We start from the raw sequence: 13,592 nt of genomic DNA, 5'->3' as shown, positions 1-13,592 counted from the left end.
AATTGGTTTATATGCCTTGCACAGAAAAAACTCTAGTTTCTGGGTCAAATCGGCCTTGTAGGGGTGTGTTCTGGGTGAATACACCGAGCCAACACCCATCAAACACCGAGAACACACCCATTAAACACCCATTTGTGCTTATTCCATACCGAACATAGCTCAATTCTAGCATCCGTTTACCTAGTACCTGGCTTCGTATATTTTACATCCATTAAAGGCACATCGACGGTTATTTAATCATCTTTTAGATATACCAAGGATGACGAACGGATATCGAACCGATATCGAATGGATAACCGACGTACGAAGCCGTACCGAAGGCAGGACGAAGCCAGGCCGAAGGCAGACTATTCCGCTTGTTGCTTCATCAGTTTCCTGGCGCCCAATAAAGCAAGGAGTGTTACCGCTGCAGCTATGGTTAAATAGTAGCCCACATAAGCAAGTCCGTAGTTATGCGCTAGCGTAGTTGCCAAATAAGGCGTTAGCGAAGCACCCAATATGCCGGCAAGGGTAAAGGCCAGAGAGGCGCCGGTGTAGCGTACTGAAGCTGGGAATATCCCCGCTAGCGCGGTTCCTATAGGCCCATAGGTTAGGCCCATTAAAAACATACCAAGCGACAAAAATAGGGTGGTAATTAGTGAGCTTCCAGTGGTAAACAGGGGCGCGAAAATAAGGCCGAATACCATGATGCAAATTGTTGCCGCAATAAGCATTTTACTGCGACCATACTTATCAGCAAGCATTGCCGAGAGTGGAATACCTATGCCAAAGAAAAGCATGGAGATCATTTGTATTATCAAAAACTGACTTTTGGGATAATGTAACACCGTAGTACCCCAGCTTAATGTAAATACTGTCATTAAATAAAAGAGTAGAAAGGTGGTAATGGTGGCTAATGTACCCAAAGTGATGGCCTTGGTATGTTTAATAAAAACGTCAGCTACTGGCATAGCCGATCGCTGGTTGTTGTCTATGATCTTTAAAAAGTCGGGTGTTTCTGATATTTTTAATCGCACGTATAGACCCAGCCAAACCAATAATGCACTGGCGATAAAAGGTATGCGCCAGCCATAATTGATAAAATCGCTTTCATTCATTGTTTTGCTCAATATAAAAAAAGCACCGCTGGATAGGAGGAAACCAATAGGTGCGCCTAGTTGGGGGAACATCCCGTACCAGGCTTTTTTATGGGCAGGGGCATTTTCTGTAGCCAGCAATACGGCACCTCCCCATTCGCCGCCAAGGCCCAAACCTTGTCCAAACCTAAAAACGGCCAACAAAATAGGAGCGGTAATACCAATGGAAGCATAACCAGGCAATAACCCGATGGCTACTGTAGATGGTCCCATCGTCATTAGCGCTGCAACTAAAGTAGCTTTACGCCCCTTACGATCGCCGAAATGTCCAAATAACGCCGCACCCAGAGGCCTGGCAAAAAATGCCAGTGCAAAAGTAGCCAGTGATTCCAACATGGCCGAATTTGGATCAGAAGCCGAGAAAAATAACTTGGGGAATACCAATACCGCGGCAGTGGCAAAAATGTAAAAGTCGAAAAATTCTATGGTGGTGCCAATTAGGCTCGCCATAAGTACACGGCGTACAGGATTTCCGGAAACAGGTTGGTTGGTCATGACTTCAAACATATAAAATCCTGATCAAAATCCCTATCTTGCTTTTCTGAAATTTTAAAAGATATAATTTGAAAAGACACGTATATTTCAACAGCTCATATATAGTCATTCTGCTAGTTGCCTTGCTTAATACAGCTTGCTTTGCTCAGTCAGAAAAGAAATTGTATGAAGCCGATATCATTGTCTACGGAGGTACCTCTGCTGCCGTTACCGCTACTGTACAGGCAAGCAAACTTGGTAAAACTGTCATCATGGTTTCACCAGATATTCATCTTGGCGGGTTGTCCTCAGGTGGATTGGGCTTTACGGATACTGGAAATAAAGAAGTGATTGGCGGATTGGCCAGGGAGTTTTACCATAGAATTTATAGTCATTACGATACAGATTCTGCCTGGAAATGGCAAAAGAAGGCAGAATACGGAAATAAAGGCCAGGGTACACCCGCGATAGATGGATCGGACCGTACCATGTGGATATTTGAGCCGCATGTTGCGGAGCAGGTCATGGAGGGTTTTGTTCAGGAATATCACCTGACTGTACATCGCAATGCCTGGTTAAATAGGGAAAATGGTGTAAAAATGCAGGGTGGTAAGATTATCTCTATCACCACAATGGGAGGGGTAACTTACAAAGGGAAAGTATTTATTGATGCCACTTATGAGGGTGATTTGATGGCAGCTGCAAAAGTTAGCTTCCATGTGGGAAGGGAGGCCAACAGCGTATATGGAGAGCATTGGAACGGTGTGCAAACGGGTGTGTTTCAGCATAACCACTTTTTTGCCAAAAAGATTGACCCTTATGTAGTACCCGGCGATAAAAGTAGTGGCTTGCTTGATGGTATTTCTAGTGAGCGTCCGGGAGTTAACGGTCAGGGTGATCATAAACTACAAGCCTACTGTTTCAGGATGTGCTTATCCAATAATCCAGAGAATAGAATCGTGTTTCCAAAGCCAGATAACTATAATGCACAGCGATATGAATTGCTGGTACGTGTCTTTAAAAGTGGATGGAATGAGTTATTTAATAAATATGATCCCATTCCAAACCATAAAACAGATACCAATAATCATGGTCCCTTTAGTACTGATTATATTGGAATGAATTATAACTATCCTGAAGCTTCTTACCTTGAACGTAAAAAAATAATCAAAGATCATGAAGACTATCAGAAGGGATTGATGTATTTCATGGCTAACGACAAGCGGATACCCAAAGCCTTTCAGGATAAATTAAATACCTGGGGATTGGCAAAGGATGAGTTTAAGGATAACGGCAATTGGCCACATCAGCTATACATCCGTGAGGCAAGGCGAATGGTTAGTGATTACGTAATGACCGAGCATGAGGTTTTAGGCGACAGAAGCGTAGCCAGTCCTATTGGAATGGGATCGTATGCGCTTGATTCCCACAATACACAGCGTTATGTTACTGATGATGGTTTTGTGCAAAATGAGGGTGATATAGGGGTCAAAGCGCCCAAGCCTTACAGTATAGCTTATGGTGCAATAGTTCCAAAGGAAAAGGAGTGTGTAAACCTATTGGTGCCGGTTTGCTTATCTGTTTCGCACATTGCGTATGGTTCTGTTAGGATGGAACCTGTATTTATGATTTTAGGGGAATCTGCTGCTACCGCAGCTTCGATAGCAATTGATGGCAAATTGAATGTGCAAAAAGTACCTTATAAACAATTGGAGACAATGCTTTTAAAGCAGAAGCAGCGACTTAAATAATCGAATGTATTTTTTTTGTTATCTTCGCAGATGCCCTTGCTTAAGCGCCTCCTGAATACTGGTATTACGCCAGAAATGTCCTTTTATGTTTGCCGGAAAATATATGTAATTAATCTTGCAGGTTTAATGGGAGGGACATCATCTATATTGTTTCTCATATTCAACCTTTTTTCTAAAAATTATATACTCGTATCATTAGATGCAGTTACACTGATTGCTGGTTACAGCATCATATACTTCAACCATAAGAAAATGACTTCCTATCCGGCAGTAATCGTCGGTTTGATTTACTCGATTTGCAGTTCTGCAAGTGCAGTGCTGTACCACAATAACATGGAATTTTTCTTACTTCTGTTTATTGGAGTATATTTTATCTTGCTTGAAAACGTAGTTATTATTACCGTATTTAGTTTACTTAATGCGGCATTGTTTCTGTTGATATACTTAAATCCTAATTACTATGATTTGGTGGAGCCCGTTTCAAAAAATTATAGATTTATAGTATTGTTCAACTGCTTCGCACTTTATTTGTTTTTTCTTTATTTTTTTAAAAAACAAAATGCACTTTATCAGTCCAGAATAGAGTCTCAGAATACAAAACTCACAGCAATCAATGCCAACAAAGAGAAGATGTTTGCAATGATTGCACATGACATAAGGGGCCCAATTGCCAGTACGGCAAGTATTTTACAACTCGCAAGGGAGGAGATGTTAACGCAGGATGAATTTGCTGATCTTGCTGAACGCTTATCGGCAGATGTAGCGGGCTTGCAGGAGAATATTGATTCTTTATTGATTTGGGGCAAAAGCCAGTTTAATGGGATAGAATCGGAGCCCGTATTGTTTTTTGTGCGCAATGCAATTCAAAAACTTGCTGCAGATTTTAAAGTGATTTCAAATCAGAAATCTATTACAATTAACGTTGAAGAAGTTAATGAGCTACAAGTTTTTGCTGATCCAAATCAGTTTGAACTTGTTATCAGGAACCTGCTTAGCAATGCCATAAAGTTTAGTCCGCAGGGAGGTACAATTGACATTACTACTGCGGCAGCGGGGAATTTTACAGCCATTAGTATTGCGGATAGTGGATCAGGACTTAGTCCGGAAAAGATCCACAATATCCTTAATCTCCAAAACATCAGTTCTACTGACGGAACAAGTATGGAAAAGGGAACCGGTTTGGGACTTAAATTCTCGTTAGAATTTTTGGAAAAAAATGGGGGGAGCCTGAGTATTAATAGTGTGGAAGGCAAGGGGAGTATTTTTACGGCAAATTTTCCAAATCGCAATCGAATATTTTAATTTAGCAAAACGGCTCATTAGACATGGAAGACATAGTCCTCATTATAGATGATGAAAAGAAGATTTGCAGCCTGCTGGCGCGCATTATAGAACTGGAAGGCTTTACAGTTTTTCAAGCAAATACTGGGAAAGAGGGCTTAAAAGCCCTGGCAATTCATGATGTAAAAGTGGTCATCAGCGATGTGAAGTTACCTGATGTTAATGGGGTTGAGTTGGTAAAAGAGATCAAAAGGATCAAATCATATGTTGAGGTGATCAATCTTACCGCTTTTGGAACCATTCAAGATGGCGTTATGGCCATGCGCAATGGCGCATTCGATTACATTACCAAAGGTGATGATAACGATAAGATCATTCCGCTGGTATATAAAGCAATGGAAAAGGTCAAATTGCAGCAACGTGTGTATGATCTGGAGAATAAAATTGTTAAGAAATACAATTTCAATGCAATACTAGGGCAATCCCGTCAATTAAAAGAAGCGTTAGACCTTGCCGCCAGAGTTGCTGCAACAGATACCACCGTCCTTTTACTCGGCGAAACAGGAACTGGGAAAGAGGTTTTTGCACAATCCATCCATTATGAGGGTCCAAGAAAATTGAAGCCATTTGTGGCTTTAAATTGTAGTGGCTTCAATCCCGAATTGCTGGAAAGCGAATTGTTTGGATATAAAATTGGTGCTTTTACCGGAGCATTAAAAGATAAAAGGGGATTGTTGGAAGAGGCCAATGAGGGTACATTATTTCTTGATGAAATTGGCGAGATGAACCTGGATTTGCAGGCAAAGCTGCTTCGGGTTTTGGAAAATCAAACCTTTATAAAAGTTGGTGATACGCAAACGACTAAGGTCAACGTGAGGATTATAGCGGCCACGAACAGAGATCTTAAAGATCAGGCCCAGGCAGGTAAATTTAGGCTGGATTTATATTACCGACTTTCTGTATTCTCTTTAGAGCTTCCAAGTCTTTCACAACGAAAGGGAGATATTATACCCATTGCCCAGCATTATCTTAAAGAGTTTGCTGCAAAAGTGAACAAGCCTGATTTTATAATGGAGGAAAGCTTTGCTAACTTATTGATAAAACACAGTTGGAAAGGCAACATCCGTGAACTTAAGAATATGATGGAACGTGTTGTTATACTTGCAGACGATAACCTGTTGACTGCAAATCTGCTTCCGTACGAGTTTCATCATGATGAAGGGCAGGATAGTACCATGAGTTTACAGGCAGTAGAAAAGCAACAAATTATTAAGGTACTCCATTATACCCGCGACAATAAAACAGAAACAGCTAGGTTGCTGGGTATTGGTTTGACCACACTCTATCGGAAAATAGAAGAATATAAAATAGGATAACCCTTTTTTGCTTATTCATTTTGATAAAAACCCTTCCATAATGGAAGGGTTTCTTTTTTTATAAGAATTCCTTTTAGCTATTTTATTGTATTAATCATTTGATATATAGTATAGTAACTATTTGTGGTTAGTAAATGGCATTTGTATTGGCATAGGGCTCATAACAAAAAACACATTATGCTAACAATTATGATCGCATTATTCATTATCGCAGTCGCAGTATTTATCTACATGATTTACGTGCTGATTAAACCTGAAAAATTTTAACATCAAATTATGAACACTGAATTACTTGGAATTGTTGCTACCTACCTGCTCACGCTGGTCATAGCTATTCCCCTTGGAAAATATCTGGCAAAGGTATTTGCTGGTGAGAAAGTCTGGACAGACTTTTTGAAACCTCTTGAAACCGGTATCTATAAACTTTCCGGTATTAATATTAAAGAAGAGATGAACTGGAAACAGCACATGAAAGCCTTGATAACCATTAATATGGTATGGCTTATTTATGGCTTTTTTGTATTGATGAACCAGGATAAACTACCCTTAAATCCAGATGGTAATCCAGGCATGTCGCCGGATCTTGCTTTTAATACCATCATCAGTTTTGTGGTAAACTGTAACCTGCAGCATTACTCAGGAGAAAGCGGACTAACTTATCTAACTCAGCAATTCGTAATCATGTTCCTGCAATTCGTAAGTGCAGCAACTGGTATCGCATCCGCAGTGGTCTTCTTTAAGGCGTTTAGGGATAAATCAACCGACAAACTGGGTAACTTTTGGGAGTTCTTTGTAAAATCTATCACCAGATTGTTATTGCCATTGTCGTTGGTGATCGCATTAATTCTTGCTTTTAATGGTACCCCAACTAGTTATGCAGGGAAAGACCAATTTATTTCAGTACAAGGTGATACGGTAAATGTATCTAGGGGTCCTGCTGCGGCAATGATTGCCATTAAACATTTAGGTACAAATGGTGGGGGTTGGTTTGGCGTCAATTCGGCACATCCATTGGAAAACCCCAATTACCTAACCAATACGGTTGAATTGGTAGCACAAGTGATCATCCCGATTGCAATGGTTGTCGCTTTTGGTATTTTTATTCGCAGAAGGAAACTTTCATGGATCATATTTGGCGTGATGACTATTGGTATGTTGCTGTTGCTCATCCCTACCGTCAGCTCTGAGTTAGGTGGAAGTCCGGCAATTGCCAAAATGGGCGTTTCGCAACTTACTGGTGCTATGGAGGGAAAAGAGGTTCGGTTCGGGCCGGCTATTTCCGGCTACTGGAGTACAGTAACTACCATCATTTCTACAGGATCTGTAAATAGTATGCATGATAGTACAATGCCATTAACAGGCGCATGGCAGTTGTTGGGTATGATGATCAACTCCTTTTATGGTGGTTGTGGGGTTGGAATACTGAATTATTTCATCTACCTGATCATAGCAGTTTTTATCTCCGGACTGATGGTAGGTCGTACACCGGAATTCCTCGGTCATAAAGTGGAAGCACGGGAAATTAAGATTGCCGCATTAATCACCTTGCTCAGTCCCTTCCTGATATTGGCAGGAACGGCACTGGCCAGTTACTTTGTGGTAAACCATGCGGATGCTGCTTGGGCAGTACAGCCCAAAAGCTGGTTAAATAACCCCAGCTTCCACGGCTTTTCTGAGATATTATACGAAATGACCTCATCCAATGCAAACAATGGTTCTGGCTTTGAAGGCTTAGGTGATAACAACACATTCTGGAACGTTGCAACAGGTTTTGTATTAATTCTTGGCCGTTTCTTGCCGATCATCGGACCAATTGCAATAGCAGGCATGCTTGGTGCTAAGAAGTTCATCCCGGAATCTGCAGGTACGCTGAAAGCGGATACCCTAACATTCGGACTGATGACCTTCGCGGTGATTGTTGTCTTAAATGCCCTTTCTTATTTCCCTGCGCTGGCCCTCGGACCATTGGCAGAATACTTCTCCATGCTTAAATAGATATTACAAAGATGAAAACTCAAAATAAATTATTTGAACCTGCTTTAGTGCAAACTGCATTTAAACAGTCTTTCATAAAACTTGATCCACGGGTCATGATTAAAAACCCGGTGATGTTTACTGTTGAGGTTGGAACGCTAATTATGGCGTATGTAACCGTGTACTCGATCAGTAATACCGGGCAGGGATCTGCAATATATAACTTCTTTATTTTTCTAATTCTACTGTTAACGGTGTTGTTTGCCAATTTTGCAGAAGCAATTGCAGAAGCTAGAGGAAAGGCACAAGCTGATAGTTTAAGGAAAACCCGCGAGGAAACGCCCGCAAAAGTATTATTAAGCAATGGCGAAATTGAAGTGCGCTCTTCAAGCCTGCTTAAAAAAGGTGATGTCTTTCTTTGCGAAACCGGAGATACCATTCCAACTGATGGCGAGATCATCGAAGGGATTGCCACTATTGATGAATCGGCAATCACCGGAGAATCAGCACCAGTAATCCGTGAGTCTGGCGGCGATAAATCATCCGTTACCGGTGGTACAAAAGTATTGTCGGACCAGATTAAAGTTCAGGTGAACACACAACCGGGAGAAAGTTTCCTGGATAAAATGATTGCATTGGTAGAAGGTGCGTCTCGCCAGAAAACTCCAAACGAGATTGCATTAACGATCTTATTGGCCAGTTTTACACTCGTATTTATTATCGTATGTGTAACCTTAAAACCATTTGCAGACTATGCAAATACGCCAATTACTATTGCTGCCTTGATTTCATTGTTCGTGTGTTTGATTCCGACTACTATTGGCGGATTATTATCAGCGATCGGTATTGCTGGGATGGATAGGGCACTGAGAGCTAATGTAATTACCAAATCTGGTAAGGCGGTAGAAACCGCTGGAGATATTGACGTATTGTTGTTGGACAAGACAGGAACAATAACTATTGGTAACCGAAAGGCCACCAGTTTTTACCCTGCACCGGGCATCGATGCTAAAGAATTTATAGAAGCTTGCGTGATGGGCTCATTAACTGATGAAACTCCTGAAGGTAAATCCATTTTAGAACTGGCCATTGGAAAAGGACATACGGTAATGCCCGCTCCGGAAGGATCAGCGTTTATTAAGTTTACCGCAGAAACCAGGTCCAGCGGTTTAGATACTACCGATGGTAAAAGAATTCGTAAAGGTGCATTTGATTCCATCCGTAACATCGTGCTGATGGCTGGAAATCCTTTCCCAATGGAGACAGAGGATAACGTTAAAGCAATCGCTAATAACGGTGGAACGCCATTGGTAGTCTCCTTCAATGAAAAAGCATGGGGAGTAATTGAATTACAGGATATCATTAAACCTGGGATCAGTGAACGTTTCGAACGCTTACGTAAAATGGGTGTAAAAACGGTAATGGTAACAGGAGACAATCCGCTAACTGCGAAGTTTATTGCAGAAAAGGCGGGTGTTGACGACTTTATTGCTGAGGCTAAGCCAGAAGATAAAATGAACTACATTAAAGACGAGCAGGCTTTAGGTAAACTGGTGGCGATGATGGGTGATGGTACGAATGATGCTCCGGCACTTGCACAGGCTGATGTTGGCGTAGCCATGAACAGTGGAACTCAGGCAGCCAAGGAAGCAGGTAATATGGTGGATCTGGACAATGACCCGACCAAACTTATCGAGATTGTGGAGATTGGTAAGCAACTTTTAATTACCCGTGGTACTTTAACAACGTTTTCAATTGCTAATGACGTGGCTAAGTATTTTGCCATTGTACCGGCATTGTTTATCGCATCTATCCCCGCTTTACAAAGTCTGAATGTGATGGGATTACATAGTCCGGAAAGTGCAATTATGTCTGCCGTGATTTTCAACGCGATCATCATTCCAATACTGATTCCGCTGGCCTTAAAAGGAGTTGCCTACAAGCCCATTGGCGCCAGTGCACTATTAAGAAGAAACCTGCTGATTTATGGCGTAGGTGGAGTAGTGGCTCCCTTTATTGGAATTAAATTAATTGACATGCTGGTTGGCTTATTCGTATAAGCTTTAAAAATATAAGATCATGAAAAAATACATCATACAATCCTTACGCTTAACTGCAGTCCTAATGGTATTGCTTTGCGTAGTGTACCCATTAATAGTAGCTTTTGCCGGAGGTTTTTCTAAAGGTAATGGCGGTGGAGAGAAAATCAACAGGAATGGTAAAGTAGTTGGCTATGCTTTATTGGGACAATCGTTTACCAAGCCAGAATATTTCTGGGGAAGGCCCTCTGCAGTTGGTTATAATGCTGCCGGATCAGGAGGCTCTAATAAAGGCCCATCAAATCCTGATTACCTTAAACAAGTATCCGATAGGATTGACACCTTGTTGAAATACAACCCGGGCTTAATCAAATCTGCTATACCTGCAGATATGGTTACTGCATCAGGAAGCGGACTGGATCCAAATATTTCTGAGCAGGGTGCTGTTATCCAGATTAAACGCATTGCTGCATACCGTAAAATTGAGGAGAGAAAAGTAGCCGAACTTGTAGTAGAGAATACCAATGGTCCGCTAATGGGCATGTTTGGTCCTTCCTCTGTAAACGTATTAAAACTTAACCTCGCGCTAGATGCGTTGAAGGATTAGGTTACACTTAGGTATGGAAGAGGAAAGTAGATCTGGTTCAGTAAAGAAGTTTCTTGATTTGGTGAAGAAATCCAGAAGGGGTAAATTCAAGGTTTACATAGGGATGAGTGCCGGAGTAGGCAAGACGTACAGAATGCTCCAGGAGGCACATGCCCTAAAGAAAAATGGGATAGATATAAGGATTGGCTATATCGAAACGCACAATAGGGCGGAGACGCATGCGCTGCTTGAGGGAATTAACCTGATCCCAAGACGCAAGATTTTCTACAAGGGGAAGGAACTGGAAGAAATGGACGTAAACGCCATTATAAATATTCATCCTGAAGTGGTCATTGTAGATGAATTGGCACACAGTAATGTAGAAGGGAGTAAGAATGCGAAGCGCTGGCAGGATGTTTCTGATATTCTGGAAGCTGGCATCAGCGTGATTTCAGCAGTCAATATTCAGCATCTGGAGCGCATGAACGGGGAGATTGAAATCATTACCGGGATCCCAATTACGGAACGTATTCCTGATAAAATCTTGGAGTCTGCTGACGAGATTGTTAACATAGATTTGACGGCTGATGAGCTTATTGATCGTTTAAAAGCAGGGAAGATTTACGACCAGACGAAAATAGAAAGGGCGTTGAATAATTTCTTTCAACCTGAAAGAATTCTTCAGCTGAGGGAGTTGGCTTTGAAAGAAGTAGCGCATCACCTGGAAAGAAAGATAAATATAGAAGTTCCCAAACAGATAAAACTTCGTCCGGAGAAATTTATGGCTTGCATTTCTACGAATCACAAGACCGCTAAAATCATTATTCGCAAGACAGCAAGATTGGCATCCTATTATAGGTCGCCGTGGGTAGTCCTTTATGTTCAAAGCAGTGCGGAGAACGGCGATCGAATAAAGCTCGATCTTCAAAGACACCTGATTAATAATTTAAAGCTGGCAACAGAACTTGGTGGAGAGGTGGTTAAGATAAAAAGTGATGATATTGCAAAAACAATTACTAGAATTGCTACTGAAAAAGAGGTGACCACAATTTGTATCGGTAAGCCGCATGCGAGCTTATTTCAAGTGTTTATGCAGACCGCTATATTTAACCAATTATTGAAAAGTATTGCAGACACGGAGATTGACCTTGTGATATTATCTTGAGATATTTTTAGAAAAATAAGGAAATGAAAATTAAAACAAAATTACGCCTGGGATTCGGCTTTCTCTTTTTGGTTATTTTGATCTTTGGCGGTATGTCCATGTATTTTATGAACAGGATTTCTGAAAGTGCGAAGGTAGTATTGAAGGATAACTATAAGAGTTTAAAATATGCCGGGAAGATGCGGTCAATCTTAGAAGACTATAGTATTCCATTATCGGCTATTGCGGATAAAGCATTTTCGGCCCAGTTGAAGTTTGAGGAAAATAATATTACGGAGCCTGGTGAAGGAAAAGTAGTAGCGCTGCTTAAAAGTGCTTATCAAAAATTAACTGATCCGTCTAGCAGTCCTGCAGAAATTCAATCAGCACTAGGCAATGCCCGCCAGCAACTCAGATCTATTGATGATTTGAATATGAATGCTATTGTAAGAAAGAACGATGCCGCCCAGCATGGAGTAGAGCAAGCAGCTACTTATCTAATATTTGCTGCTTCCATGTCTTTCCTGATCTTGTTTTCATTCGTGGTCAATTTCCCCGGATTTGTTGCTAACCCATTAAGGGAGTTCTCCGCTGCGCTAAAGGAGATTAGCCGGAAAAACTATAAACAACGGCTGGAGTTTCATGGTCACGATGAATTCTCAGAACTTGCCGAAGAATTTAATGCAATGGCATCCCAATTAAATAAATGGGAAAGCAGTAATCTGGCTAAACTACAATCGGAAAAAATGCGCATTGAAGCGATTATAGAGCAGATGCAGGATGCTATTATTGGTTTGAATGAGAAAAATGAGATATTGTTTCTGAATAAAGTGGCTGCTAATCTGCTCAATTTGAATGAAAAGGATGTTATTGGTGCTAACGCCTCAGAATTGATGAAAAGAAATGATCTGCTAAACAAGATATTGCAGATCAATAGCATCGATAAATTGATGAAGATTTATGCTGATGAAAAGGAATCCTACTTTCAGCTGGAAAGGAGGCAAATCACTGTGAATAATTTTGACAATCAAATAGAGCAAAGTTTACTTACTACAAGCAGGACCGCTGGAGAAGTATATATTTTGAAGAATGTAACTCAATATAAAGAACTTGATGAAGCAAAGACTAATTTTATTGCTACGGTTTCACATGAGCTTAAAACGCCTATCGCTTCAATAAAAATGAGTATAAAACTAATGAACGATGAACGCGTGGGGACAATGAATGATGAGCAAAAAGAGTTGGTGCACCATATTAAAGGAGATTGCGATAGGTTACTAAAGATTACAAGTGAACTTCTTAACCTTGCTCAGGTGGAAACCGGAAACCTACAGCTTAAATTTGTGAAAACAGATCCAGTAAAAATAGCCGTTTATGCGATGGATGCAGTGCGTTTCCAGGCTGAACAGCGAATTATTGAACTGGAGCTCATTAGCCAAAATAACCTTCCTATGGTTAACGTTGATATTGAAAAGACTGCATGGGTTTTGATTAATTTTCTTTCAAATGCACTGCGATATAGCGCGGAGAAAGCTAAGGTAGTGGTACAGATTCTTGTAAAAGGGGATCAGGTTGAATTTTCTGTCCGCGATTTTGGTAAGGGAATAGAAGAGCAATATCAGAAAAGATTGTTCGATCGTTATTTTCAGGTACCTACAGATGGTAATAACAAATCAGGATCTGGATTGGGCCTGGCCATCTCAAAAGATTTTATAGAAGCAGAAGGTGGGCGTATTTGGGTGCAGAGTGCCCTAGGAGAGGGAAGTACCTTTGCTTTTTCACTTCCAATTATCTCCAATCTATAAAATGACTTTTTAAACTTTAAGAAAGG

The 13,592-nt window shown here is 40.9% G+C and carries 10 protein-coding genes; 9 read left to right on the top strand and 1 reads right to left on the bottom strand.

The window, feature by feature from the left end; translation table 11 throughout:
- Positions 1-347: 347 nt before the first annotated feature.
- Positions 348-1,631 carry an MFS transporter gene (locus tag ACVWYN_RS05665; protein ID WP_457287860.1) on the bottom strand — a complete coding sequence of 428 codons (1,284 nt, stop codon included), beginning with the start codon at positions 1,629-1,631 and terminating at the stop codon, positions 348-350.
- Positions 1,632-1,699: 68 nt separating this feature from the next.
- Here ACVWYN_RS05665 and ACVWYN_RS05660 point away from each other — a divergent pair, with 68 nt between their 5' ends.
- From ACVWYN_RS05660 to ACVWYN_RS05620, 9 genes are all read left to right on the top strand, one after another.
- A complete protein-coding gene (locus ACVWYN_RS05660) occupies positions 1,700-3,361 on the top strand; it encodes an FAD-dependent oxidoreductase (protein ID WP_457287859.1) in 1,662 nt (553 codons plus the stop codon).
- A gap of 30 nt (positions 3,362-3,391) precedes the next feature.
- Complete coding sequence (locus ACVWYN_RS05655; protein WP_457287858.1) at positions 3,392-4,663, top strand: sensor histidine kinase; 1,272 nt, start codon at positions 3,392-3,394, stop codon at positions 4,661-4,663.
- 23 nt (positions 4,664-4,686) lie between these two features.
- Complete coding sequence (locus ACVWYN_RS05650) at positions 4,687-6,018, top strand: sigma-54-dependent transcriptional regulator (protein WP_457287857.1); 1,332 nt, start codon at positions 4,687-4,689, stop codon at positions 6,016-6,018.
- Positions 6,019-6,195: 177 nt separating this feature from the next.
- The gene (gene kdpF / locus ACVWYN_RS05645; protein ID WP_457287856.1) at positions 6,196-6,285 is read left to right on the top strand and encodes a K(+)-transporting ATPase subunit F; all 90 of its coding nucleotides are present in this window, start codon (positions 6,196-6,198) and stop codon (positions 6,283-6,285) included.
- A 9-nt stretch (positions 6,286-6,294) separates the two neighbouring features.
- Positions 6,295-8,013 carry a potassium-transporting ATPase subunit KdpA gene (kdpA, locus tag ACVWYN_RS05640; RefSeq protein WP_457287855.1) on the top strand — a complete coding sequence of 573 codons (1,719 nt, stop codon included), beginning with the start codon at positions 6,295-6,297 and terminating at the stop codon, positions 8,011-8,013.
- Positions 8,014-8,024: 11 nt separating this feature from the next.
- Positions 8,025-10,052, top strand: coding sequence for a potassium-transporting ATPase subunit KdpB (kdpB, locus tag ACVWYN_RS05635; protein WP_457287854.1), 2,028 nt, complete (start codon positions 8,025-8,027; stop codon positions 10,050-10,052).
- A 19-nt stretch (positions 10,053-10,071) separates the two neighbouring features.
- Positions 10,072-10,638 carry a K(+)-transporting ATPase subunit C gene (locus ACVWYN_RS05630; RefSeq protein WP_457287853.1) on the top strand — a complete coding sequence of 189 codons (567 nt, stop codon included), beginning with the start codon at positions 10,072-10,074 and terminating at the stop codon, positions 10,636-10,638.
- Between the two features lie 13 nt (positions 10,639-10,651).
- On the top strand, positions 10,652-11,782 hold the full coding sequence (locus ACVWYN_RS05625) for a sensor protein KdpD (protein ID WP_457287852.1): 1,131 nt from the start codon (positions 10,652-10,654) through the stop codon (positions 11,780-11,782).
- A gap of 23 nt (positions 11,783-11,805) precedes the next feature.
- Positions 11,806-13,566 (top strand): ATP-binding protein, encoded by a 1,761-nt coding sequence (locus tag ACVWYN_RS05620; RefSeq protein ID WP_457287851.1) that lies wholly within the window; start codon positions 11,806-11,808, stop codon positions 13,564-13,566.
- Positions 13,567-13,592 lie beyond the last annotated feature (26 nt).

This window comes from Pedobacter sp. UYP24 (assembly GCF_054057295.1).
The sequence above is the reverse complement of the archived record's forward strand: the minus strand, read 5'-3'. Positions and strand labels throughout refer to the sequence as shown.

Excerpts from the sequence above, each read along its gene's own strand:
- ACVWYN_RS05665 (WP_457287860.1), bottom strand. The coding sequence starts at position 1,631 with ATGACCAACCAACCTGTTTCCGGAAATCCTGTACGCCGTGTACTTATG.
- ACVWYN_RS05655 (WP_457287858.1), top strand. The coding sequence starts at position 3,392 with ATGCCCTTGCTTAAGCGCCTCCTGAATACTGGTATTACGCCAGAAATG.
- ACVWYN_RS05650 (WP_457287857.1), top strand. The coding sequence starts at position 4,687 with ATGGAAGACATAGTCCTCATTATAGATGATGAAAAGAAGATTTGCAGC.
- kdpF (WP_457287856.1), top strand. The coding sequence starts at position 6,196 with ATGCTAACAATTATGATCGCATTATTCATTATCGCAGTCGCAGTATTT.
- kdpA (WP_457287855.1), top strand. The coding sequence starts at position 6,295 with ATGAACACTGAATTACTTGGAATTGTTGCTACCTACCTGCTCACGCTG.
- kdpB (WP_457287854.1), top strand. The coding sequence starts at position 8,025 with ATGAAAACTCAAAATAAATTATTTGAACCTGCTTTAGTGCAAACTGCA.
- ACVWYN_RS05630 (WP_457287853.1), top strand. The coding sequence starts at position 10,072 with ATGAAAAAATACATCATACAATCCTTACGCTTAACTGCAGTCCTAATG.
- ACVWYN_RS05625 (WP_457287852.1), top strand. The coding sequence starts at position 10,652 with ATGGAAGAGGAAAGTAGATCTGGTTCAGTAAAGAAGTTTCTTGATTTG.
- ACVWYN_RS05620 (WP_457287851.1), top strand. The coding sequence starts at position 11,806 with ATGAAAATTAAAACAAAATTACGCCTGGGATTCGGCTTTCTCTTTTTG.